Genomic DNA, 22,460 nt, shown 5'->3' on the forward strand with positions numbered 1-22,460 from the left:
ATGACTTCCTCTTCCCCCACACTGCCCTCCGTTCCGTTCACCCTCACCCGTGCCGGCGTCATCATGACCCCCGAGGCGGGCAACGCATTCGAAGCCGAGGGCGTACTCAACCCCGCTTCCGGCCGGGGACCCGACGGTGAGCTCTACCTGTTGCCGCGGCTCGTCGCGAAGGGCAACGTCTCCCGGGTCGGAATTGCCCGGATCATCATCGAGGACGGCGTACCCACCGGCGTGGAACGCGAAGGCGTGGTCCTGGCTCCCGACGAAGGCTGGGAACGCGGCACGAACAACGCCGGCACGGAGGATCCCCGGACCACGTGGGTACCTTCGCTGGGCAAGCACCTCATGACCTACGTGGCCTATGGCCCGCTGGGCCCGCGCCTGGCCTTCGCCTGCTCCGAGGACCTGCGCGACTGGACACGCCTGGGGCCGTGCCACTTCGAGTATCAAGCCGATCTCTCCATGGACCTGAACCTTTTCGCGAACAAGGATGCCGTCTTCTTCCCGGAACCGGTCAAGGATCCGGACGGCGTCCTTTCCTATGCGATGCTGCACCGCCCCATGTGGGACCTGGGCTGGATCCGGCAAGGGGAAGGGGAACACCTCCCGGCCGGCATCACGGACACCCGACCCGGCATCTGGATCTCCTACGTTCCCGTGGAGGACGTGGAAAAGGACATCCGAAACCTCGTGCACATGGCCAAGCACCGGCCTGTAGCGTACAGCGAGTTCCCGTTTGAGGAACTCAAAATCGGCGGCGGTCCGGCGCCCATCCGCGTCGATGAAGGCTGGCTGCTGATCCACCACGGCGTCTCCGGGAAAATGGAAAAGTCGGCCTTCGACCACCAGCAAAACGTCAACTACACCGCCGCTGCCATGATCCTCGACGCCGATGACCCCTCCAAAGTCATCGCCCGCAGCGACAAGCCGCTCCTGGCTCCGGAAACCCAGGAAGAAACGTCAGGCATCGTGCCCAACGTTGTGTTTCCCACCGCCATCGAGAAGATCGGTGACCAGTTGTTCGTCTTCTACGGCATGGCTGACTCGAAGATCGGCGTCGCCAGGCTGGACCGGGTCTAACCACCACCGCGCCCCCACGCAATCCCGTCCACCCCGGCTACAGGAGTTAGACATGACCCGTCACGCTGTTAACGCCCGCCTCAAAACCGCTCCCGTGGCCGTCGTCGCGGCCCTGTCCATGCTCCTGGCCGGGGCAGGGGTTGCCTCTGCCACTGAGCCAGCCCCCGCGCCGGCCCCGGCCGCGGCCTCCCCGGCGCCGCTGACCAATCTGGCCCATCTGGACTTCCTGCTGGACACGGTTCCGCTGAATCCGGTGGAGGGCCACACTACCTACCAGATCGGTGAGCGGCCCGCCGCCAAGGCGCCGTGGACCTACGCGAACAGGAACGCGGACGGAAGTTACAGCCGCGTCGGGGGCGGGACGCTGGACCCGGGGAGCGGGTACTGGAGCCAGGGCGCATTCAACGCAGACGATGTCGCGCGGACGGCGGTGGTCTATCTACGGCATTGGCAGCAGACCGGAGACACCTCGAGCAGGGACCGGGCTTTTGATGTGCTGCGCGAGCTGACGTTCCTGCAGACGTCAAGCGGCCCGAACGCCGGCAACGTGGTGCTCTGGCAGCAGCCGGACGGCTCGCTCACCCCGAGCGCCAAACCGGTGGAACTCCCGGACCCCAGTGATTCGGCCGAGTCATACTGGCTGGCGCGGACAGTGTGGGCACTCGGCGAAGGGTACGCCGCCTTCAAATCCGCAGACCCGCAGTTTGCCGCGTTCCTGCAGTCCCGGCTGGACCTCGCCGTCGCGTCCCTGAACCGGCAGTCCCTGGCCAAATACGGACAGTACGACGTCGCCGATGGCGCCAAGGTCCCGGCCTGGCTCATCACCGGCGGAGCAGACGCTTCGGCCGAGGCTGTACTGGGACTTGCGGCATACGCCAAGGCCGCACCCGCCGACGGGGCCGCCACCGCGGCGCTGCGGGAGCTCACCGAGGGCATCGCCGCCATGTCCTCGGGAGCTGCCCGGCAGTGGCCCTATGGCGCGATCCTTCCTTGGAACCAGTCCAGGACCCTGTGGCACGCCTGGGGCGGCATGGCCCCGGCCGCCGTCGCCACGGCGTCGGCCCAACTGCAGCGGCCGGATCTCCTGGACGCGGCGGTGAAGGACTCCGCCCAGTTCACCCCCCAGCTCCTCGCGGCAGGCGGACCCAGCAATGCCTGGAGCCCGGTGCCCGGCGAAGCGCAGATCGCCTACGGAGTGGATTCCCGGATCGAGGGGCTCGTGGCGACGGCGAAAGCCGCGGACGCCCCGGGGCTGCTCGACGTCGCAGCGGTGGCAGCCGGTTGGTACTTCGGTGCCAACCGCAGCGGCAAACCCGCCTACAACCCCGCGACCGGAACCGCCATCGACGGCATCGAAATCGACGGCCGCATCAACCCCAATTCCGGGGCCGAATCCACCATTCACACCCTGCTCTCGATGCTTGCCCTGGACGCCGATCCTGCGCTCAAGGCCAAGGCCCTTGGTATCAGCCACACCGTGGGCACCGACGGGCTCACGGTGGCCGAAGCCGAGGCGGGATCGTTCACCAACGGCGGCGTCGTCAAACCTGCGTCCGCGTGGACAGGGGAGGCGAACTGGTCCGGCGGGGCTTACGTAGCCCTCGAAGCCGGAGGAACCCTCACGATTCCCGTCCCGGCAGCGGACCAGGACAGGAACGTTTACCCCATCGTCAACCAACGGCCCGAACCCGCCGGAACCACATCCTGGACCTCCGGGCGCGCACCACTCGGCAGCACACCGAACGGCGGCGCCGGCGCACAGGGCATTACCGCGGCGCCCGGCATCCTCTTTCCGTTCTCCCTGGACCGGGTCCTGCCTGCGGGCGCCGGCAGCATCTCGGCGAAGACCGACGGCGACGTTGCCATCGACGGTGTCCTGCTCCAGCCCCAAATTTCCTCGGTGTCCGTATCCGGCTCAGGAGGTGCGTCGACGCTGTACGTCAGCGCGGCACCGAACACCGTGGAACGAAAAGTGGACCTGCCCCAAGGCTTCCACTTAAGCCAGCAGGCGTTTGACGCCGAGGGCCGGCCCGTTCCCCGGGACCCCAGCTACAACGGCCAGGACCACTCCGGCCGTGTGACTGTCGCTCCGGGCGGCTTCACCTGGGTGACCCTGGTCCGCAACTAGTCCAGCACTGAAATACAGGAAGAAAGCAATGCAGAAAATCACCACTCAGGCCCTGGCCGACAGCTACCAGGGGGCGCTTACATTCAGCAACCCCCTGACGGACACCATCTCCACCGACCAGTTTTCCGCCGCCTACCCTGAACATCCCGCCTGGGCCGTGGGTCCGTTCCGCAAAGACGATGCCCTGACCTTCCGGCAGGTCAACGATTGGGAGGATCCCACCGGCATCGGCTGGACCGCGGACTCCATCTTCAACCCCTCCGTCATCGAGCGGGACGGCAAGCTCTACCTGTTCTACCGGGCCTCCCCCCGCAAGGAGTCGGTCTCCAGCCGCATCGGCGTGGCGGTCTACGATCCGGAGGCCGGGTGGCAGGACAACCCGTCCAACCCCGTCATTTACCCCACCCAGGACAACGAAATCCTCGGCTGCGAGGACCCGAAGGTGTACCAGGCCAACGGCCGGTACTACATGTTCTACAACGGGATCTGGACCATCGACAGCACCGATCAGATCGACGGCCAGGACCCCGCGGCCTACCCGCTGGGGGAGGTCGGGTGCGATATCAACGTGGCGGTATCCGACGATCTGCTCCACTGGGAGAAGCTTGGCCTGGCCGTACCGCATGAGGTATCCCGGTACTGGGCCAAAGGCGCCGTGATCCCCCGGAACGCCCGCGGCGAAGCCGTGAAGATTGACGGGTCCTACCTGATGTACCTGTCCGAGGGGTGCGGGGGCAAGACCCACGTCGGACGCTCCGACGACCTGGTGAACTGGGCCTTCGAGCCGCAGGAATACCTTGACCTGGGCCCGCTTGGCGGATCACTGCACGAAGTGGCGTGCGCAATCGTGGTGGAGGACGACGGCGCCGGGCCCAGGCTGGTCCTGGACTTCTTCTACGGCGATGTCGACGGTCAATTTTCCGCCGCGCAGGCGTTGTACGACCTGGATGCGCCATTCACCCAAAAAGAGGTGCACCGGGGTGGATCGTTGGCCTGGGGCGGCCTCACCCAGTACGCCGGAACATGGATGTTCGCCCAAGGCTGGGACGCCCCGTCCGGGTCCCGGGAGATGTACTTTTACCGGACGTTGACTGAATAGGCCACCCCATGATCGAATCCACCAAGCTCACCAGCGGATGGACGGTTCGGCCGGCGTCCCCGGCACCCGGCGCCCCGGCCGGAGCCAGGAAGTGGAAGCTGCCGGCAACCGTCCCCTCGGTCGTGCACACGGTTCTGCTGGAGAACGGGCGGATAGCCGACCCCTACGTGGGCCAGAACGAGGAGCTCCAGCACTGGGTGGGACGCAGCGAATGGGAGTACGCCACCACCTTCACGCATGACCCTGCCGATTCCCGGCGGACCGAGCTCGTGTTCGACGGACTGGACACGGTCGCCGTCGTGCGGGTGAATGGACAGGAAGTGGCTCGGACTTTCAACCAGCACCGCAGCTACGTCGTCGACGTGACGGACCGGATCCGGGCCGGCGCCAATGATCTCACCATCACCTTCTTGAACGTGCGCGACTACGCGGAGGGCATCCGGGCGGCGGCCGGGGTGCAGCCGAACGGGAACCCGGAGCCGTTCCAGTACGTGCGCAAATCAGCCTGCAACTTCGGCTGGGACTGGGGACCGAACCTGGTCACCGCCGGGCCTTGGCGGCCGGTGAGCATCAGGCGGTACGGTACGGCACGCCTCCACACGGTTCGCCCGTCCATCACAACCACGGCAGCGCAAGAGCCCGACGGCGGCCTGCCGGCCCGAGGCGAAGCCCGCATCGAGGTCGACGTCGAGGTTGCGCGGGCCGCCGGGGCGGCGGCCCGCGAACTAACGCTCACCATTGAGTGCGGCGGGCGGTCCGCATCGGTTCTCCTGTACCCCGGGTCGACGACGGCCCGCGCCGTCGTCGAACTCTCCGACGTGGAATTGTGGTGGCCGCATGACATGGGCGAGCAGCCGCTGTTCCAACTCACGGTGACGTTGCAGGCTGACGGACGCCGCCTGGACGCGTGGTCCAAGAAGATCGGATTCCGCCAGTTCGAGCTGAAAACCGAACCGGACGAGGCCGGAAGCAGCTTTGTCTTCGCCATCAACGGCATCGACATCTTCGTCAAGGGTGCCAACTGGATCCCCGACGACTGCTTCCCCTCCCGCATCACCGAGGACCGGCTGCGCCAACGCCTCACCCAGGCAACGGCCGCGAACATGAACCTGCTGCGCGTCTGGGGCGGCGGCATCTACGAGTCGGATGCGTTCTATGAGCTCTGCGACAGCCTGGGGCTCCTCGTGTGGCAGGACTTCCTCTTCGCCTGCGCCGGATATCCCGAGGAAGGCCCGCTCTACGACGAGGTGGCCAGGGAGGCGGAGGACAACGTGGTACGCCTCATGCACCACCCAAGCCTGGTGCTCTGGAACGGGAACAACGAGTGCTTCTGGGGCTTCTGGGACTGGAATTGGAAACAGGAACTGGACGGCCGGGGATGGGGCCGGCGTTATTACACGGACCTTTTGCCTGCTGTTGTCGCCGAGCTGGACCCAGCGCGGCCCTACTGGGCCGGCAGCCCATATTCCGGCGATCCGGAGCGGCACCCCAACGACCCGCGGCACGGAAATGTGCACATCTGGGACGTCTGGAACCAGGACGACTACGCGCACTACGCCGACTGGAACCCGCGGTTCGTCTCCGAATTCGGCTATCAGGGTCCGCCCAACTGGTCCACCCTGGCCCGGGCTCTGGAACCGGCCGAGCTGGACCTCGACGCCCCCGCCTTCCAACAGCATCAAAAGGCCGAGGACGGCGGGGCCAAGCTCCAGCGTGGGCTGTCAGCGCATCTGCCCATGCCGAGCGATTTCCAGGAATGGCACTTCCTCACCCAGGTCAACCAGGCCCGCGCCATCAAATTCGGCATTGAGCACTTCCGTGCCGGATGGCCCCGGTGTGCCGGCTCCATCGTCTGGCAGCTCAACGACTGCTGGCCGGTGGTCTCCTGGGCCGCCGTCGATGGCGACGGACGGCCAAAACCGCTGTGGTTTGCGATCCGGGAGGCCTACCGGCCGCGTCTTGCGACGGTCCAGCCCCGGGGTGGCTCGCTTGCCCTGGTACTGGTCAACGATTCTGCGCGGGCGTGGGAAGGGACTGTCGGCCTGGAGCTGCTCTCTGCTTGCCCGGCGGCGGCCGACGGTCGGGCCCTGCCCGTCGAGGCGTCGGGTCAATTCGATTTCCGTGTCCCACCGCGGGGGACGGTTGAGGTTCCGGTGCCGCTGGAGATGCAGGAAACAGGCCTGCCCTCCGCGGCGGTGCTGGCGATCCGGGGCCCGGACATCAGCGGTTCGGGGCGGCTGCTGTATTTCTTCGGCGAAGACAAGGACCGGATCACGACGCCGGCCCGGGTCACCGCCCGGTCAATTCGGGTTCCGGACGGCATAGACGTGACGGTCACGGCCCTTACCGTCGTCCGTGACCTCGTCCTTCAAGCAGACCGGCTTGATCCTGCTGCAAGTGTGTCGGATCAGTGTGTGTCGTTGCTGCCCGGCGAGAGCCACACGTTCCGGATTACGACCGCCTGTGCCGGTGAAGACTCACCCGCACTCGAGGCTTGGTGCCGCCACCCCGTCCTGCAAGCGGTAGGCCTGAAGGAGGACGGGATCGGGGCACCGGCCCCGTACTTCGGAAGCGGCGCACCAAGACAGTCCGTGCCCGGTCCCGTGTGACGTGGAATACTTCCGTACAGGTGCGCGGCCGGGACGTCCGGCGGAGTTGCGGAAGGGGCCGGTCACATGCAGGAGCACGTCAACGAGGACGAAGAAGCGCGCCGGCAGGTGCTGTCCGCGGTGGCACGGGAACGGGAGCTTGGACTGCGCCCGGACCCGGACTTTGACCAGCGGCTCGATGAACACTTCCCCACCCTCCGCAGCCTGTTCCACTCCCTCTACGGTGCGCGCCGGGACTGGCTGGACCAGCTGGCCGCCCTGGTGGTCCAGAGTGCCCGGTCCTGGCAGGAGCGCTCCCCGGAACTAAAAACCCTGGATGCCGGCCGCGAACAAGAGCCGGACTGGTTCCAGTCCAACCGCATGCTGGGCGGAGTGTGCTACGTGGACCGTTATGCGGAAAGCCTGGAAGGGGTCCGCGCCCGCATCCCGTATTTCAAGGAGCTGGGCCTCACCTACCTGCACCTCATGCCCCTGTTCCTGGCACCCGAACCCCACTCGGATGGCGGTTACGCGGTGTCGAGCTACCGCGAGGTCAACCCGAAGCTGGGCACCATGGAGCAGCTGCGCGGCCTCGCGGCCGAACTGAAGGCCAACGGGATCAGCCTGGTGGTGGACTTCATCTTCAACCACACCTCGGACGAGCACGAGTGGGCGCGCAAAGCCGCGGCGGGGGATCCGGAGTTCAGCGACTACTACTGGATCTTCCCCGACCGGACCATGCCTGACGCCTTCGAGGCGAATGTGCGCGAGATCTTCCCCGAGAACCACCCGGGGTCCTTTATCCGAATGGATGACGGCCGCTGGGTCTGGGCCACGTTCCACACGTACCAGTGGGACCTGAACTACTCCAATCCCGAGGTGTTCCGGGCCATGGCGGGCGAGATGCTGTTCCTGGCCAACCAGGGCGTGGATATCCTGCGCATGGACGCCGTGGCTTTCATCTGGAAGCAGCTGGGCACCCCGTGCGAGAACCTGCCCCAGGCGCACACGCTGCTGCGGGCCTTCAACGCGGTGTGCCGGCTGGCGGCGCCGTCGCTGCTGTTCAAGTCCGAGGCGATCGTGCACCCGGACGAGGTGGCGCTGTACATCGACCCCGCAGAGTGCCAGCTGTCCTACAACCCGCTGCAAATGGCCCTGATCTGGGAGTCCCTGGCCACCCGGGACGCCTCGCTCCTGGCCCAGGCCCTGGAACGCAGGCACAACATCCCGGACGGCACCGCCTGGGTGAACTATGTCCGCAGCCATGACGACATCGGCTGGACCTTCGCCGACGAGGACGCCGCCGAGCTGGGCATCAACGGCTTCGACCACCGCCGCTTCCTGAACTCCTTCTACGTCAACCGGTTCCCCGGCAGCTTCGCCCGCGGCGTCCCGTTCCAGGACAACCCCAAGACCGGGGACTGCAGGATTTCCGGCACGACGGCGTCCCTGTGCGGGATGGAGGTTGACCCGGCCGAGGCGGTGGAACGGATCCTCCTGGCCCACTCGGTGCCGTTCAGCACCGGCGGCGTGCCGCTGCTGTACCTGGGCGACGAGGTGGGGCAGCTCAACGACTACGCCTACGCCTCCGAACCGGGCCACAGCGAAGACAGCCGCTGGGTGCACCGCCCGCACTTCCCGGCGGAGCAATACGCCCGCCGCCTTGACCCCGCCACACCGGAAGGGGCAATCTACGCAGGCCTCAGGCGGATGATCGAGGTCCGCGCCCGCACTCCCGAACTGGCTGGAACCACGCTGGTGGATTTCGCCACGAACAACCGCTCCGTGCTGGCATACCAGCGGCCCGGTGACGGCGAGGGCCAGGCCACCATCCTGGCGCTCGCCAACTTCAGCGACTCACCCCAGGCGCTGCCCGGGGAAACCTTCGGCGGGTTCTCCCCTGCCGCCGTCGACCTCCTCTCCGAAGCCGCCCTGCACCTGCACGACGGCGTCACGCTCCTCCCCCGGCAATACGTCTGGTTGCGCGTTACGCCGCAGTAATTGGGAGCTGGCGCCGGGGCGTGAAACCATACGGATCATGGCCTCCAAGATTGCGTACCAGGGTGAGCCCGGCGCCAACTCCAATATCGCGTGTCAGCAGATGTTTCCCGATTTCGAAAGCGTGCCGTGCGCCAGCTTCGAGGACGCGTTCGAACTGGTGACCACGGGCGAAGCCGACCTGGCCATGATCCCCATCGAGAACTCCATCGCGGGCCGGGTGGCGGACATCCACATCCTGCTGCCGCAGTCCAACCTGCAGATCGTGGGCGAATACTTCCTGCCCATCCACTTCGACCTGCTGGGCATCCCGGGCAGCACCATCGAAGCGGCTACGGAAGTCCACAGCCACATCCATGCCCTGGGCCAGTGCCGGAAGCTGATCCGCGACCACGGCCTCAAGCCCGTCATCGCCGGCGACACGGCCGGGTCCGCCCGCGAAGTGGCCGAGTGGAACGATCCCCGCAAGCTCTCCCTGGCTCCCCCGCTGGCGGCGCAGATCTACGGCCTTGAAGTCCTGGCCTCGCGCGTGGAGGACGACCCCTCCAACACCACCCGCTTCGTTGTCCTGGCCCGGGAAACGGCGCTTCCGGCCAAGGACGAGCTTCCCGGACCGGCGGTGACCAGCTTCGTGTTCCGCGTCCGCAACGTCCCGTCCGCGCTGTATAAGGCGCTCGGCGGGTTCGCCACCAACGGCGTGAACATGACCCGCCTGGAAAGCTACATGGTGGGCAACGAATTCGCGGCCACCATGTTCATGGCCGACGTCGAAGGCCACCCCGAGGACCTGCCGCTGAAGCTGGCCCTCGAGGAACTGGACTTCTTCACCACGGAGGTTCGGATCCTCGGCGTGTACCCGGCCGCGGACTACCGGGCGGCGGCCGCCACGGCCTGACGCGGTTCCTGCACGGGCGCCGGGCGGTTTAGCAAGGGCCCGAAGAACGCACCCAGCTCGGCCGTTGCGGTGAGCGGCAGGACGTTCGCCACGTACTGGTCGGGACGGACCACCACTACGGCGCCGGCACGGTCGATGCCGCGGGCCTCGAAGATGTCCGCCTTGGGATCCGTGGCGTACACCTTCTCGTAGTCGGTCAGCTTGAAGGGGCCCACCAGCGGCTTGAACACGGCGGGCACGGCATTGATGTCGACGGCGGTGTGCGGCTGCTGGTAGACGACCTTCAGGTCGAACCACGCATCCAGGTCGGCGCCGGCGGGCGTGGCGGCCAGCGGGGACTCGGGCGAGTTCGCGAACCACTCGGCGAGCGTGTCCGTGGCGGAGCCGGTGCCGGGCAGCGCGGGATCGGCGAAAACGTAGATCCGCCACCGTCCGTCCGCTGTGGCGTGGTGGCCCAGGTGGATGGGGTTCGTGTCCCCCACGCGGACCACCGGTGCCGACTTGAAACGCTTGCCCACGGGGAACCCTGTGGCCAGGTCCTGGTGGTCGGTGCCGCCAACAATCAGCGACGGCGCGTACTGGGTCATGAACCCGGCAGGGAACTCGGCGGTCTGGACGTAGAAGTCCTCGAGGTCGGAGGGATGCTCGAACTCCTCCGGCTTCTTAGCCATCATGGTGGACCATTCCTTGTCGAAGTCGATGAGGTTCTTGGCCACCACCTGGCGCTCCTCCGAGTAGGTGGACAGCAGGCTTTCCGGGCTGCGGCCCTCCAGGACGTGCCCCAGCTTCCAGGCGATGTTGAAGCCGTCCTGCATGGAGACGTTCATGCCCTGGCCGGCCTTGGCGCTGTGGGTGTGGCAGGCGTCGCCGGTGATGAATACGCGCGGGGTCCGCGTGCCTCGGTCGGCCGGCAGGACGTCGTCGAACCGGTCCGTGAGGCGGTGCCCCACCTCGTACACGCTGTGCCACGCAACGTTCCGCACGTGCAGGGTGTACGGGTGCAGGATGGCGTTTGCCTTGGCGATGATCTCCTCGATGGTGGTGGTGCGGACGGAGTGGTGGCTGTTCGGGTCCACCTCTCCCAGGTCCACGTACATGCGGAAGAGGTGGCCGCCTTCGCGCGGAATGAGCAGGATGCTGCCCTCGGCGCCCTGGATGGCGCATTTGGTCCGGATGTCCGGGAAATCGGTGACGGCGAGGGTGTCCATGACGCCCCAAGCGTGGTTGGCCTGGTCGCCAGCGAGGGTGCAGCCGATCGCCTGGCGGACCTTGCTGCGGGCGCCGTCGGCACCCACGACGTACTTGGCGCGGACTACCCGTTCCTGGCCCTCGTTGGACCCGGAGGTGTGGACCAGCCGCACGGTGACCGGGTAGTCACCTTCGCCGGTGACCTCAAGTCCCTGGAAGTCGTAGCCGTAATCGGGCTTCATCCGGGTGGGCGCGTTGGCCATGTACTCGGCGAAGTAGTCCAGCACGCGCGCCTGGTTCACGATCAGGTGCGGGAACTCGCTGATGCCCATTTCGTCATCCACGGCGCGGGCGGTGCGGATGATGTTGGCATGGTTGGCGGGGTCCGGCTTCCAGAAGGCCATCTCGGTGATCCGGTACGCCTCGGCAATGATGCGCTCCGCGAAGCCGAACGCCTGGAAGGTTTCCACGCTGCGGGCCTGGATTCCGTCCGCCTGGCCGATGGCGAGCCTGCCGGGGCGGCGTTCGATGATGCGGGTGGTCACGTTGGGGAACATGGACAGCTGCGCGGCGGCGAGCATTCCCGCCGGGCCGGTACCCACGATGAGAACGTCCACTTCATCGGGGAGCTCCTCGGGGCGGTTCAGGCCGACGCCGGCCGCCGGCTGGACGCGGGGGTCGCCGGATACGTATCCGTGGTGGTGAAACTGCACGGGATGCCTCACTTCGTTGTGGATGATTCTCATCGGAACTTGTTCTATATCAGAACAGAAGATTCGATAATCGAAAATTAGAAACTTGATTTCCACTGTACGCCGGATGTGATGCGGGCGACAAGTACCGCCAGGAAGACCGGCTATCAGCGAAATTCCAGGGGTTGACGGAGGAGGCGGCATGCGTGATAGTGATCGTATACGATTTCGTACCTGATGAGGAGAAGGCTTTGGAGCAGGTCAACGGCGACACCTTGGCAGCAACCCGCAAGGTGGTCGCGGTGCATATCAACTACCCCAGCCGCGCTGCCCAGCGGGGCCGGACACCGGCCCAGCCGTCCTACTTCCTGAAGCCTTCCAGCTCGCTGGCGCTGAGCGGAAGCCCCGTGGAACGCCCGGCCGGTTGCGAACTGCTCGGCTACGAAGGCGAAATTGCGCTCGTCATCGGCAAGGCGGCCCGGCGGGTTTCGATCGAGGACGCCTGGAGCCACGTTGCCGCCGTCACGGCCAGCAACGATCTCGGCGTGTACGACCTCCGCTATGCAGACAAGGGCTCCAACCTCCGGTCCAAGGGCGGCGACGGGTTCACCCCCGTGGGCCCGGCACTGATCCCGGCAGACGCCGTCGACCCTTCCAAACTTCGCATCCGCACGTGGCACAACGGTGAACTGGTCCAGGACGACACCACCGCTGACCTGCTCTTCCCCTTCGCCCGCCTGGTGGCGGACCTGTCCCAGCTGCTCACCCTCGAAGAGGGGGACCTCATCCTGACCGGCACCCCGGCAGGGGCCTCCGTGGCGAAGCCCGGCGACGTCCTGGAAGTGGAGGTGGAGACGATCGACGGCAGCCTGAGCACCGGGCGGCTGGTCACCACCGTGGAGGAAGGCACGACGGCGTTCGCGGACTTTGGTGCCCAGCCCAAGGTGGATGACCTGCAGCGGGAGGAGGCCTTCGGGTCCCGTGAGGCCGCGGGGCTCCCTGCTCCTGCCAGCGCCCTCACCCCGGAACTGAAGGCAAAGCTCGAGTCGGTTGCCACCGCCACCCTGTCCTCCCAGATGCGTAAGCGCGGCCTTAATAACGTCAGCATCGACGGCCTGCAGGGCACCCGGCCGGACCGGCGCGTGGTGGGCCTGGCCCGGACCCTGCGTTATGTTCCCAACCGCGAGGACCTCTTCAAGACCCACGGTGGGGGCTTCAACGCCCAGAAACGCGCCATCGATTCCGTCAACGAGGGCGAAATCCTGGTGATGGAAGCCCGCGGCGAAAAGGGCACCGGCACGGTGGGCGACATCCTGGCCCTCCGCGCCCAGGTCCGCGGCGCCGCAGCCATCATCACCGACGGCGGCGTCCGCGACTACACCGCGGTCTCCGGCCTGGACATGCCCACCTGGTTCGCCAACCCGCACCCGGCCGTGCTGGGCCGCCGGCACGTTCCCTGGGACACCGACATCACCATCGCCTGCGGCGGCGCCACCGTGCAGCCCGGCGACATCATCGTGGCCGATTCCGACGGCATCCTGGTGATCCCGCCGGCCATCGCCGAAGAACTCGTGGCGGACTGCATCCAGCAGGAAAAGGAAGAAGCGTTCATCTTCGAGATGGTCAAGCAGGGCAACAGCGTTGACGGGCTCTACCCGATGAACAAAGAGTGGCAGGCAAAGTACAAGGCATGGGAAGGGCAGGCCAATGACTGACACGGCCACCGATCTCCCCGCGGCCACTCCCGGCAGCAAGTCCGAGCAGGCCTACCAGGCCGTCAAGGCCCGGATCGTGGAAGGCGCCTACACCCCGGGCTACCGCCTGGTCCTGGGTTCCATTGCGAAGGACCTCGGCGTCAGCGTGGTCCCGGTCCGCGAAGCCATCCGCAGGCTCGAAGCCGAAGGCCTGGTGACGTTCGAACGCAACGTCGGCGCCACCGTGGCTGGGATCGACCCCACCGAATACCTCTACACCATGCAGACCCTGAGCATCGTCGAAGGCGCCGCCACGGCCATGTCCGCCCCGCTGATCGACCCGGCGGCCATTGCCCGGGCCCGCGCCGTGAACCAGGAAATGCGCGAATGCCTGGACCACTTCGACCCCGTGCGGTTCACCCGGCTCAACCAGGACTTCCACAGCGTCCTGTTCGAGCACTGCCCCAACCCGCACATCCTGGACCTGGTGCACCGCGGCTGGAACCGGCTCGCCTCGCTCCGCTCCTCCACCTTCCGCTTTGTCCCCGGCCGCGCCCGCGATTCCGTAGAAGAACACGAGAACCTGCTGAAGCTCATCGAAACAGGCGCGGACGCAGAACAGATCGAAAAGGCGGCCCGGCTCCACCGCTCCGCCACCCTGGACGCCTACCTCGCCCAGGCCAACAACCCCTGACACCCAGATAGGACTTCAACGATGACGACCTCGGTAGAAACCAGCACGCACTACGTCCCTGAGGACCTGCCCACCCACATCCAGCACTTCATCAACGGGAAGTTCGTGGACTCCGTGGGCGGGGCGACCTTCGATGTCCTGGACCCGGTGTCCAACCGGAACTACGCCACCGCCGCCGCCGGCCAGAAAGAGGACATCGACCTCGCCGTCGCCGCCGCCCGCGAAGCATTCAAGAACGGCCCGTGGCCGAAGATGAAGCCGCGCGAACGCGCCCGCATCCTGAACCGGATCGCCGACGCCGTCGAGGCCCAGGAAGCCCGGCTCGCCGAACTGGAAACGTTCGACACCGGCCTGCCCATCACCCAGGCCAAGGGCCAGGCCCTCCGTGCCGCGGAGAACTTCCGGTTCTTCGCGGACCTGATCGTGGCCCAGTTCGACGACGCCATGAAGGTCCCGGGCTCGCAGATCAACTACGTGAACCGCAAGCCGATCGGCGTGGCCGGCCTCATCACCCCCTGGAACACGCCCTTCATGCTCGAATCGTGGAAGCTGGCCCCGGCCCTGGCCACCGGCAACACCGTGGTCCTCAAACCGGCCGAGTTCACCCCGCTCTCGGCATCCCTGTGGGCAACCATCTTCAAGGACTCCGGCCTGCCGGACGGCGTGTTCAACCTGGTCAACGGCCTGGGCGAAGAAGCCGGCGACGCCCTGGTCAAGCACCCGGACGTCCCGCTGATCTCCTTCACCGGCGAAACCACCACCGGGCAGACCATCTTCCGGAACGCCGCCGCAAACCTCAAGGGGCTTTCCATGGAACTCGGCGGCAAGTCCCCCTGCGTCGTCTTCGCCGACGCCGACCTGGACGCCGCGATCGACTCCGCCCTGTTCGGGGTCTTCTCCCTCAACGGCGAGCGTTGCACGGCCGGGTCCCGCATCCTGGTGGAGCGCGCCATCTACGACGAATTCTGCGAAAAGTATGCCGCCCGGGCCAAGAACATCGTGGTGGGCGATCCGCACGACCCCAAAACCCAGGTGGGCGCCCTGGTCCACCCGGAGCACTACGAGAAGGTGGCCTCCTACGTGGAGATCGGCAAGTCCGAGGGCCGGCTCCTGGCCGGCGGCGGCCGCCCCGACCACCTGCCCGAAGGCAACTACATCGCACCCACGGTGTTTGCCGACGTCGCCCCCGACGCCCGGATCTTCCAGGAGGAAATCTTCGGACCCGTTGTGGCCATCACCCCGTTCGAGACCGACGACGAAGCCCTCGCCCTGGCGAACAACACCAAGTACGGGCTCGCCGCCTACATCTGGACCCAGAACCTGACCCGCGCCCACAACTTCTCCCAGAACGTCGAGGCCGGCATGGTGTGGCTGAACAGCCACAACGTCCGCGACCTGCGCACCCCGTTCGGCGGCGTCAAGGCCTCCGGCCTGGGCCACGAGGGCGGCTACCGCTCCATCGACTTCTACACCGACCAGCAGGCCGTGCACATCACGCTCGGCACCGTCCACACCCCCAAATTCGGCGCGTAAGCGCACCTACCCACCTTTCAAAGAAGAGAGACTCCCATGACCAACTTCGTCCCCACCCCCACCGTCCCGGCCCCGGACATTGTCCGCTGCGCCTACATGGAAATCGTGGTCACCGACCTCGCCAGGTCCCGCGAGTTCTACGTCGACGTCCTGGGCCTGCACGTCACCGAGGAAGACGAAAACACCATCTACCTGCGCTCCCTGGAGGAGTTCATCCACCACAACCTGGTGCTCCGCCAAGGCCCCGTCGCCGCCGTCGCCGCGTTCGCGTACCGGGTGAAGTCCCCCGCCGAGGTGGACGCCGCCGAGGCCTACTACCGCGAGCTCGGCTGCCGGGTGGAACGCCGCAAGGACGGCTTCACCAAGGGCGTGGGCGACTCCGTGCGCGTGGAGGACCCGCTGGGCTTCCCGTACGAGTTCTTCTACGACGTGGAGCACGTGGAACGGCTCACCCAGCGCTACGACCTCTACTCCGCCGGCGAGCTGGTCCGCCTGGACCACTTCAACCAGGTCACCCCGGACGTCCCCCGCGGCCGGGCATACCTGGAGGATCTGGGCTTCCGCGTCTCCGAGGACATCAAGGATGCCGACGGCGTCACCTACGCCGCCTGGATGCACCGCAAGCAGACCGTGCACGACACCGCCCTGACCGGCGGCAACGGCCCGCGCATGCACCACGTAGCGTTCGCCACGCACGAGAAGCACAACATCATCCAGATCTGCGACAAGATGGGCGCGCTGCGGATCAGCGACCGGATCGAACGCGGCCCCGGCCGGCACGGCGTGTCCAACGCGTTCTACCTCTACATCCTGGACCCGGACGGCCACCGCATCGAGATCTACACCCAGGACTACTACACCGGCGACCCCGACAACCCCACCATCACCTGGGACGTCCACGACAACCAGCGCCGCGACTGGTGGGGCAACCCCGTGGTCCCGTCCTGGTACACCGAGGCCTCCCTGGTCCTGGACCTCGACGGCAACCCGCAGCCGGTCATCATCCGCGAGGAAAAGTCCGAAATGGCCGTCACCGTGGGCGCGGACGGCTTCTCCTACACCCGCAAGGACGGCTCCCCCGAAGGCGACCGGACCGGCTTCAAGCTCGGAGCGCAGGTCTAGCAATGCTGGAGCTGAAGACGATCGAAGCCATCGCGGACGAGCTGGTGGAAGCCGGCCGGACCCGCACCCCGGTCCCCCGCCTGACCGCACGGTACCCGGAGATGACCGTGGAGGATTCCTACGCGGTGCAGCAGTTGTGGCGGCGCCGGAATGAGGAGGCCGGCAGGACCCTGGTGGGCCGGAAGATTGGCCTGACGTCCAAGGCCATGCAGGCTGCCACGGGCATCACCGAACCCGACTACGGCGCCATCTTAGATGACATGGTGCTCGACACCGGCTGCTCGGTCGAATGGGACCGGTACACCCACCCGCGCGTGGAAGTGGAGCTCGCGTTCGTGCTCAAGGACGGGCTGAAGGGCCCGGGCGTGACCATCTTCGATGTCCTGAAGGCCACCGACTACGTGGTGCCGGCCCTCGAAATCCTGGATTCCCGGATCGAGATGGAGGGCCGCACCATCGTGGACACCATCGCGGACAACGCCGCCATGGGAGCCATGGTGATCGGCGGGAACCCGGTGAAGCCGGACGCCGTGGACCTCCGCTGGGTCTCCGCCATCCTTTATAAGAACCAGACTGTGGAGGAAACCGGCGTGGCCGCCGGCGTCCTGGACCACCCCGCCAACGGGGTCCACTGGCTGGCCAACAAGATCGCCGCGCACGGGGACTCGCTCAAAGCAGGCGACATCATCCTGGCTGGCTCGTTCACCCGCCCGCTCTGGGTGTACAAGGGCGACACCGTCCACGCCGACTACGGACCCCTGGGGAGTGTGACATGCCGTTTCGAGTAGAAGACACCTTCCGCTCCGCGTTGGCTGATGCCAAGCGCCCACTGGCCGGAATGTGGGTGTGCTCCGGCAGTCCGCTGGTGGCCGAACTCTGCGCCGGGGCCGGCCTGGACTGGCTCCTGGTGGACGCCGAGCACAGCCCCAACGGGCTCGAGTCCATCCTCGCCCAGCTCCAGGCCATCCACGGCTACCCGGTGCACACCATGGTGAGGCCGCCCGTGAACGACACCGTGCTGATCAAGCAGTACCTGGACCTCGGCGTGCAGAACCTCCTGATCCCCATGGTCAATTCGGTAGCGGAAGCGGAGGCTGCCGTGGCTGCCACCCGGTATCCGCCCCAAGGCGTCCGCGGAGTGGGGTCGGCCCTGGCCCGCGCCGCACGGTGGAACCGGGTGCCGGACTACCTCGCCCGGGCCAACGAGACCATCAGCGTCACCGTCCAGATCGAATCCACCGCCGCCGTCGAGGCCGTGGAAGACATCCTCAAAGTCGACGGCGTGGATGCTGTTTTCGTCGGCCCCTCCGACCTCGCCGCCTCCATGGGCCTGCTGGGGCAGCAGGAACACCCCCAGGTGCGTGCCGCCGTCGAACACTGCCTCAAAGCCGCCAAGGCAGCCGGCAAACCCGCCGGCGTCAACGCCTTCAACCCCGACACCGCACAGCACTACCTCGCAAACGGTGCGGACTTCATCCTGGTCGGCGCCGACGTCGCGCTCCTGGCCCGCGGCTCCGAAGCCCTCGCTGCAACGTACATCACGTCCGGCGGCACCACCCCCGCCAGCTACTGACGCGGTGGTATCAGCCGGCGTCGGTACTGCTGACCCCAGCCTCCCCCGCTGGCGCCGCGGTCAGGGTCACGTATGTGCCCTGGGGCCTGACGCCATGTCCGGGAACAGCTCCGGGCAGGGACACGTAGCCGCCCTTGGGCTGCCGCGGCACGTCGGGGCCGGCCGGCAACGTGACGTAGCTGCCCTCGGACTGCGGCGGTACCTCTGAGCCGGGTGGCAGCGTGACGTAGCTGCCTCCTCGGGCAGTGCCGGTAGGTGTTGTTGCGGGCGCTTCGGTGAGCCCGGACTTCAAGGTCATGATGTTCTCCTGCTCGTCTGGGGCATCGACGGCGCCAAGAATCCCAGCACCTGTGCGCCTGTGGCGCAGCAGGGGCGGTGCTGTCCGCTGCTGGGGTTTGACGGGGTCGTATGCCTGGATCCGGGGAGGAGTCACCCGGCGGTCCTTGAGGGCTTCGCCGGCCTGGTCCCGATTCTAGGGCTTAATCTGACTAGTTCACAATAAGGGGGGAATATTGCGCTGTTCCCTCTGCGTCAACGGTCTTGCGCCACAACACAAGAGCCGTGGAGCGGGCGCGGCAAGACTGGGAGCAACCCGCTATGCCGCCCGGCTGGCGCCCTTGACTACTCGAAGTGGAGTACCCCTTGGAAACCTACGATGCGCTCCTCGCGTCCATTGCCGCCGCTGCCGGCGCCGGCCGGACCATCCTCGATCCGGCCACGGGCCAGCCGGTCGGCGAAGCCCCCATCCACAGCCTCGACGACCTTGAAGGCGCCGTGGCCGCGGCCGTCGCCGCGCAGCCGGCCTGGGCTGCGCTGGGCCATGGGGCCCGGTCCGCTGCGCTCCTGAAGGCAGCAGACGCCGTCGAGCGTTCCGCCGAGGAACTCGCCCGGCTGCTCTCCCGCGAGCAGGGCAAACCACTGAACGGCCCTAACGCCCGGTTCGAGGTGGGCGCCTGCGTGGCCTGGCTGCGTGCCACGGCCGGCCTGCCGCTGGAGCCCGAAACCATCGTGGACGACGGCGAAACCCGCGCCGAGCTGCATTACCGGCCCATCGGGGTGGTGGGCGCGATCGGGCCCTGGAACTGGCCCATGATGATCACCGTCTGGCAGCTGGCCCCAGCCCTGCGCATGGGCAACGCCGTCGTGGTAAAGCCCTCCGAGTACACGCCGCTTTCCGTCCTGGCGCTGGCTAAAGTCATCAACGAGGAACTCCCGGAAGGCCTCCTGACCGTGGTCTCCGGCGGCCGGGATGTCGGCGCCCGACTGGCCGGCCACCCGGCGATCGGCAAGGTCATGTTCACCGGCTCCACCGCCACCGGCCGCGCCATCATCAAGTCCTCCGCGGACACCGTCAAGCGGCTCACCCTGGAACTGGGCGGCAACGACGCCGGCATCGTCCTCCCCGACGCCGACCCCAAGGCCATTGCCCAGGACATCTTTTGGGGTGCCTTCATCAACACCGGCCAGACCTGCGCCGCCCTCAAACGCCTCTACGTTCACAGCGACATCTACGACGCCGTCTGCGAAGAACTCACCGCCGTCGCCAAGGCCATGCCGATGGGCAACGGACTGGAGGAAAACAACGTGCTGGGCCCGCTGCAGAACAAGGCCCAGTACGACGTCGTCGCCAACCTCGTGGAGGCGGCGAAGGTTTCCGGAGCACGCATCCTGCTGGGCGGGGACCCGGACACCGGCCGGCCCGGCTACTTCTACCCCACCACCCTGGTGGCGGACATCGACAATGACAATCCGCTGGTGGCAGAGGAACAGTTCGGGCCGGCCCTTCCGATCATCCGCTACAGCAGCATTGACGAAGCGGTAGAGAAGGCCAACGCCCTCGATGTCGGACTGGGCGCCTCGGTCTGGTCCCCGGACCTGGAAGCCGCGCGCGAGGTGGCTGGCCGGATCCAGGCCGGTACCGTGTGGATCAACCGGCACGGCGCCGTGGATCCCCGCATCCCCTTCGGCGGGGCCAAGCAGTCCGGCTATGGCGTCGAGTTCGGCGTGGAAGGGCTCAAAGCACTCGGGGTGCCGCAGGTCATCAACGGCTGACCTTGAAGCGGGAGCCCGGCACGCAGGGTGCCGATGCCGGGCTCCCGGGGCTTTGGCGGCGCTACCCCAGGGCCGGGGCGGTGGATGTCCGGCCGGCGAACTGCCGGCGGGCCCAGCGGGCCAGCTTCTTGCCCTTGCCCTTCCACCAGTTGTCCTCGTCCTGGTTGTGGTGGAACCGGAAAACGATGGCCACCAGGACGAACATGCCCGTCACCACGTCCACCCAGGACGACATCACCAGGGCGACGAAGACAGTCAAGGCATTGGCGACGATGGACGGAATGGCCAGGGTCCGGAACACGGTACTGGCCACGTAGCGGCGGTGCGACCTCGGGACGGACAGTTCGCGGACCATATCGAAGCAGACGCAGACCACCACAATGGTCTGCCCCAGGGCCAGGAGCATCTGGCCCGGCAGTGAGCCGCTGAATGCCGCGACGGACTCCATGCCCGGGCTCATGGCCGGGCCTTGCGGTTGACGCCTTTACTGAATACACCAAACACGGAAAACCCCCAGAACTTGCGGAACCACCGCCGCTGATCCGGCGATGGTTCCATTCAAGGTTCGGGGGGCTTTGGGGTCACGAGTAGTGGGTACTCTAGTTTTCGCCAGGGCCCAACCGCTGTACTTACTTGCCGATGGCGCGGGGCCGCCACAGCATGACAGCCTGCGACCGTGGCCGGGGCCGCTGCCCGCGGGAAAGGCTCACGACGTCGCCTGCGGCACCGGCAGCGAAGATGCGCGAGTCCACAGCCCGCGGCCGGCGCCCCAGCTCCTCGGTAAGTTCGGCGATCCGGCTTTGGAGGGCGGCCACCTGGTTTTCAAGTTCCAGGATGCGCTTGATTCCCTCCAGCGAGACGCCTTCCTGGGACAGCCGCTGCACCTCCCGCAGCATGTTCACGTCGCGCTGCGAGTAGCGCCGGGACTTCCCGGGGGCACGGCTTGGCTTGACGATGCCGAGCCTGTCGTATTGCCGCAACGTCTGCGGGTGCATGTCTGCAAGCTCGGCCGCCACGGAGATCACGAAGATCGGCTGGTCAGCACTGATGTCCACGGCTCACCTCCGCTCCTAGAGCCGGGCCTTGGCTGCCAGGCCCTCACGGACGTCCGCCGACGACGTCGCCTCGGCGAACGCCTTGACCGCAGCTTCGGCGTCCTTGTTGAGATTCTTGGGAACGGCGACGTCGATGGTCACCAACAGGTCACCGGTCGCCTTGGACGTCTTCACGCCTTTGCCCTTGACCCGCAACGTGCGGCCCGACGGCGTTCCTGCCGGAACCCGCACCTTGACCGTGTCACCGTCGATGGTGGGAACTTCGATGTCCGCGCCCAGGGCAGCCTCGGGGAAGGTGACGGGCACATGGATGCGGAGGTTGTCGCCGTCTCGCGTGTAGAACGCATGCGGCTGGACCGCGACGGATACCACCAGGTCACCGTTGCCGGCAGCACCCGGCTGGCCCTTGCCGCGGACGCGGACTTTCTGGCCGTCCTTGATGCCGGCGGGTACACGGACGTCGATCACCTCGCCGCTGGGCTCGCGCAGGCCGATGGTGGTGCCGCGGATGGAACCGGCGAACGAGATGCTGGTGGACGCGGTGCGGTCGGCTCCCTTCTGCGGCGTGCGCTGGAAGCCGGGGGAACCACCGAAGCCGCCGAACAGGTCTGCGAACTCGGGCGGGATGCCGCCTGCGGACGGGTTGAACCCGCCCGAGTGGCGCCCGGTGTTGCCCGTGAAGAGGCCACCGAACATGTCCTCGAACCCGGCGTTGGGGGCGCCGGCGCCGCCTGGGGCAAAGCGGGCTCCACCGCCCATCGCGCGGATGGCGTCATACTGCTGGCGCTCGTCAGGGTCTGAGAGCACCGAGTAGGCCTCGGAGATGTCCTTGAACTTCTTCTCGGAAGCAGCGTTCCCGGCATTGGTATCAGGGTGGTGCTGCCGCGCAAGCTTCCGGTAGGCCTTCTTGATGTCGGCTTCGGAAGCGTCCTTGGCAACACCAAGGATCTTGTAAAAATCCTTGTCCACCCAATCCTGGCTAGCCAATGGCGTTTCCTTTCAAAGTACAAAAGCGTATGGCGAGATTACCGCTAAGCCGGAGCGGATGAGGGGGCCCGGGAGTGGCATC

At 66.9% G+C, this 22,460-nt stretch carries 18 protein-coding genes; 13 read left to right on the top strand and 5 right to left on the bottom strand.

Annotated features, from left to right (window positions below; translation table 11 throughout):
• The 6 genes from QRM95_RS12620 to QRM95_RS12645 all read left to right on the top strand — a co-directional run bounded on the left by QRM95_RS12620 (position 1) and on the right by QRM95_RS12645 (position 9,788).
• On the top strand, positions 1 to 1,080 hold the full coding sequence (locus QRM95_RS12620) for a glycoside hydrolase family 130 protein (RefSeq protein WP_285247927.1): 1,080 nt from the start codon (positions 1 to 3) through the stop codon (positions 1,078 to 1,080).
• Between the two features lie 52 nt (positions 1,081 to 1,132).
• Positions 1,133 to 3,208, top strand: coding sequence for a hypothetical protein (locus tag QRM95_RS12625; protein ID WP_285247928.1), 2,076 nt, complete (start codon positions 1,133 to 1,135; stop codon positions 3,206 to 3,208).
• A 28-nt stretch (positions 3,209 to 3,236) separates the two neighbouring features.
• Positions 3,237 to 4,307, top strand: coding sequence for a glycoside hydrolase family 130 protein (locus QRM95_RS12630; protein ID WP_285247929.1), 1,071 nt, complete (start codon positions 3,237 to 3,239; stop codon positions 4,305 to 4,307).
• An 8-nt stretch (positions 4,308 to 4,315) separates the two neighbouring features.
• Complete coding sequence (locus QRM95_RS12635) at positions 4,316 to 6,916, top strand: glycoside hydrolase family 2 protein (RefSeq protein WP_285247930.1); 2,601 nt, start codon at positions 4,316 to 4,318, stop codon at positions 6,914 to 6,916.
• 66 nt (positions 6,917 to 6,982) lie between these two features.
• On the top strand, positions 6,983 to 8,896 hold the full coding sequence (locus tag QRM95_RS12640) for an alpha-amylase family glycosyl hydrolase (RefSeq protein WP_285247931.1): 1,914 nt from the start codon (positions 6,983 to 6,985) through the stop codon (positions 8,894 to 8,896).
• A 37-nt stretch (positions 8,897 to 8,933) separates the two neighbouring features.
• Positions 8,934 to 9,788, top strand: coding sequence for a prephenate dehydratase (locus QRM95_RS12645; RefSeq protein ID WP_285247932.1), 855 nt, complete (start codon positions 8,934 to 8,936; stop codon positions 9,786 to 9,788).
• Here QRM95_RS12645 and QRM95_RS12650 read toward each other — a convergent pair.
• Positions 9,761 to 11,689, bottom strand: a complete 1,929-nt coding sequence (locus tag QRM95_RS12650; protein WP_285248029.1) for an FAD-binding monooxygenase — start codon at positions 11,687 to 11,689, stop codon at positions 9,761 to 9,763. The genes QRM95_RS12645 and QRM95_RS12650 overlap by 28 nt on opposite strands.
• Before the next feature lie 230 nt (positions 11,690 to 11,919).
• Here QRM95_RS12650 and QRM95_RS12655 point away from each other — a divergent pair, with 230 nt between their 5' ends.
• Genes QRM95_RS12655 through QRM95_RS12680 form a run of 6 tightly spaced genes read left to right on the top strand, consistent with a single transcriptional unit; the run spans position 11,920 to position 18,284 of the window.
• Entirely contained in the window at positions 11,920 to 13,383 is a 1,464-nt protein-coding gene (locus QRM95_RS12655) for a fumarylacetoacetate hydrolase family protein (protein WP_285248030.1), read from the top strand.
• Positions 13,376 to 14,056, top strand: a complete 681-nt coding sequence (locus QRM95_RS12660) for a GntR family transcriptional regulator (RefSeq protein ID WP_285247933.1) — start codon at positions 13,376 to 13,378, stop codon at positions 14,054 to 14,056. The genes QRM95_RS12655 and QRM95_RS12660 overlap by 8 nt, the downstream gene beginning before the upstream one ends.
• A 21-nt stretch (positions 14,057 to 14,077) precedes the next feature.
• Positions 14,078 to 15,589, top strand: coding sequence for a 5-carboxymethyl-2-hydroxymuconate semialdehyde dehydrogenase (gene hpaE / locus QRM95_RS12665; protein ID WP_285247934.1), 1,512 nt, complete (start codon positions 14,078 to 14,080; stop codon positions 15,587 to 15,589).
• Positions 15,590 to 15,625: 36 nt separating this feature from the next.
• A complete protein-coding gene (gene hpaD, locus QRM95_RS12670; protein ID WP_285247935.1) occupies positions 15,626 to 16,711 on the top strand; it encodes a 3,4-dihydroxyphenylacetate 2,3-dioxygenase in 1,086 nt (361 codons plus the stop codon).
• A 2-nt stretch (positions 16,712 to 16,713) separates the two neighbouring features.
• On the top strand, positions 16,714 to 17,499 hold the full coding sequence (gene hpaH, locus QRM95_RS12675; RefSeq protein WP_285247936.1) for a 2-oxo-hept-4-ene-1,7-dioate hydratase: 786 nt from the start codon (positions 16,714 to 16,716) through the stop codon (positions 17,497 to 17,499).
• Complete coding sequence (locus QRM95_RS12680) at positions 17,484 to 18,284, top strand: HpcH/HpaI aldolase family protein (RefSeq protein ID WP_285247937.1); 801 nt, start codon at positions 17,484 to 17,486, stop codon at positions 18,282 to 18,284. The genes hpaH and QRM95_RS12680 overlap by 16 nt, the downstream gene beginning before the upstream one ends.
• 10 nt (positions 18,285 to 18,294) lie before the next feature.
• Here QRM95_RS12680 and QRM95_RS12685 read toward each other — a convergent pair whose 3' ends face one another.
• Positions 18,295 to 18,717, bottom strand: a complete 423-nt coding sequence (locus tag QRM95_RS12685) for a hypothetical protein (RefSeq protein WP_285247938.1) — start codon at positions 18,715 to 18,717, stop codon at positions 18,295 to 18,297.
• A gap of 209 nt (positions 18,718 to 18,926) precedes the next feature.
• On the opposite strand from QRM95_RS12685, the gene QRM95_RS12690 reads away from it, so the two are divergent.
• Positions 18,927 to 20,336, top strand: coding sequence for an aldehyde dehydrogenase family protein (locus tag QRM95_RS12690; protein WP_285248031.1), 1,410 nt, complete (start codon positions 18,927 to 18,929; stop codon positions 20,334 to 20,336).
• A 61-nt stretch (positions 20,337 to 20,397) separates the two neighbouring features.
• Here the strand turns inward: QRM95_RS12690 and QRM95_RS12695 are convergent, their stop codons facing one another.
• From QRM95_RS12695 to QRM95_RS12705, 3 genes are all read right to left on the bottom strand, one after another.
• Positions 20,398 to 20,784, bottom strand: coding sequence for a hypothetical protein (locus tag QRM95_RS12695; protein WP_285248032.1), 387 nt, complete (start codon positions 20,782 to 20,784; stop codon positions 20,398 to 20,400).
• Positions 20,785 to 20,965: 181 nt separating this feature from the next.
• Entirely contained in the window at positions 20,966 to 21,391 is a 426-nt protein-coding gene (locus QRM95_RS12700; RefSeq protein WP_018760757.1) for a heat shock protein transcriptional repressor HspR, read from the bottom strand.
• Positions 21,392 to 21,406: 15 nt separating this feature from the next.
• Positions 21,407 to 22,378: a DnaJ C-terminal domain-containing protein gene (locus tag QRM95_RS12705; RefSeq protein ID WP_285247939.1), complete on the bottom strand. Its 972-nt coding sequence runs from the start codon at positions 22,376 to 22,378 to the stop codon at positions 21,407 to 21,409.
• Positions 22,379 to 22,460: the final 82 nt, after the last annotated feature.

The organism is Pseudarthrobacter sp. efr-133-R2A-89, from assembly GCF_030209315.1.
Classification (GTDB): domain Bacteria; phylum Actinomycetota; class Actinomycetes; order Actinomycetales; family Micrococcaceae; genus Arthrobacter.

Coding starts and splice junctions, on each gene's coding strand:
- QRM95_RS12620 (WP_285247927.1), top strand. CDS start 1: ATGACTTCCTCTTCCCCCACACTGCCCTCCGTTCCGTTCACCCTCACC.
- QRM95_RS12625 (WP_285247928.1), top strand. CDS start 1,133: ATGACCCGTCACGCTGTTAACGCCCGCCTCAAAACCGCTCCCGTGGCC.
- QRM95_RS12630 (WP_285247929.1), top strand. CDS start 3,237: ATGCAGAAAATCACCACTCAGGCCCTGGCCGACAGCTACCAGGGGGCG.
- QRM95_RS12635 (WP_285247930.1), top strand. CDS start 4,316: ATGATCGAATCCACCAAGCTCACCAGCGGATGGACGGTTCGGCCGGCG.
- QRM95_RS12640 (WP_285247931.1), top strand. CDS start 6,983: ATGCAGGAGCACGTCAACGAGGACGAAGAAGCGCGCCGGCAGGTGCTG.
- QRM95_RS12645 (WP_285247932.1), top strand. CDS start 8,934: ATGGCCTCCAAGATTGCGTACCAGGGTGAGCCCGGCGCCAACTCCAAT.
- QRM95_RS12660 (WP_285247933.1), top strand. CDS start 13,376: ATGACTGACACGGCCACCGATCTCCCCGCGGCCACTCCCGGCAGCAAG.
- hpaE (WP_285247934.1), top strand. CDS start 14,078: ATGACGACCTCGGTAGAAACCAGCACGCACTACGTCCCTGAGGACCTG.
- hpaD (WP_285247935.1), top strand. CDS start 15,626: ATGACCAACTTCGTCCCCACCCCCACCGTCCCGGCCCCGGACATTGTC.
- hpaH (WP_285247936.1), top strand. CDS start 16,714: ATGCTGGAGCTGAAGACGATCGAAGCCATCGCGGACGAGCTGGTGGAA.
- QRM95_RS12680 (WP_285247937.1), top strand. CDS start 17,484: ATGCCGTTTCGAGTAGAAGACACCTTCCGCTCCGCGTTGGCTGATGCC.
- QRM95_RS12695 (WP_285248032.1), bottom strand. CDS start 20,784: ATGGAGTCCGTCGCGGCATTCAGCGGCTCACTGCCGGGCCAGATGCTC.